This window comes from Mesorhizobium sp. M4B.F.Ca.ET.214.01.1.1 (assembly GCF_004791545.1).
Classification (GTDB): Bacteria; Pseudomonadota; Alphaproteobacteria; order Rhizobiales; family Rhizobiaceae; genus Mesorhizobium; species Mesorhizobium abyssinicae.
The window spans coordinates 1-1,133 of record NZ_SRUX01000045.1; the positions used below are offsets into that span (position 1 = coordinate 1).

At 63.0% G+C, this 1,133-nt stretch carries 1 protein-coding gene; it reads right to left on the bottom strand.

The annotated features are described in order from the left end of the window. Window positions 1-25 precede the first annotated feature (25 nt). Window positions 26-955: an IS110 family transposase gene (locus EN857_RS33210; RefSeq protein WP_127312295.1), complete on the bottom strand. Its 930-nt coding sequence runs from the start codon at window positions 953-955 to the stop codon at window positions 26-28. Window positions 956-1,133 lie beyond the last annotated feature (178 nt).

Here is a 1,133-nt window from a genome sequence, read left to right on the forward strand (position 1 = left end):
ACGGGGAGAGCGACTGTCTTGGCTGTCAAGCTGTTTGCCATGGTTTTTGGTCGCGGATGATGGCGTTGAGAATGGTCAGCAGCTTTCGCATGACGGCCACGACGGCGACGATCTTCGGCTTGCCGACCTCGACGAGGCGGTCGCGAAAGGCCTTGAGGACCGGATTGTGGCGTATGGCGACGAGGGCAGCCATGAAGAGGACGGCGCGCACGCGGCTCCTGCCGCCGCCGATGAAGCTCTTGCCACGCCATGTGCCGGACTGCCTCGTCCATGGTGCGAGACCTGCGAGCGCTGCGATCTGGCGCCGGTCGAGGCTGCCCAACTCCGGCATCTCGGCGATCATGGTGCGGGCAACGGTGGGACCGATGCCTGGTACGGAGGACAGCAGTTTTTCCCGGACCCGCCAGAGTGGCGACTTGCGGATATGATCGTCCAGGTCGGCATCGAGGCTTTCCAACTCACGCCTGAGCGCGGCGAGCAGGCGCTTGATGCTCTTTTGCGCCTGTCTTGCGTTGACCGTGCGGGCGCGGTTCTCTTCGGCCACGATCATCTGCACGATCTGACGCCGGCGCGTGACGAGATCGGCCAACGTCCTGGTCTCGGCATCGCGCAGCGGCCGCAGTTCCGGCTTGGTCGCAGCTATGAAGGCTGCGATGACGGCAGCATCGATCGGATCGGTCTTGGCCCGCTTGCCGAGCGCGTTGGCAAAGGCCCGGACCTGCGCTGGATTGACCACGACAACCGAAAGGCCGGCGCTCGCCAAAGTGGCGACCGCCAGCTGCTCGTAGCCTCCCGTAGCCTCCAATCCGATTGCCGTCGGAGAAAAGGCTGCAAGACGTCGAGCCAGATCCTCCATCCCGGCATGGTCGTTACCAACCGAAAACGCTTCACCGGACGGCAAAACATGCACATCCAGCCGATCCTTCGAAACGTCGATGCCAACAACGATTTCCATCCTATCCCATCCTTGCCTAATCGGGCTTCGCTTGCGGCCCAGGCGACTGTTCGGGGTCGATGGAACGGCGGACGAAGACCCTCGCTCTCCCACGGGCTTCAAGGCCCAAAGATGCTCCGGTCTCTCGTCCGCCACCGCACCTGCTGCAATAGCAGAGTCGGCAAGGGACAAGTTACAA

What these genes read in the sequence shown, in the direction of transcription:
- EN857_RS33210 (WP_127312295.1), bottom strand. Translation starts at nt 955, where the DNA reads ATGGAAATCGTTGTTGGCATCGACGTTTCGAAGGATCGGCTGGATGTG.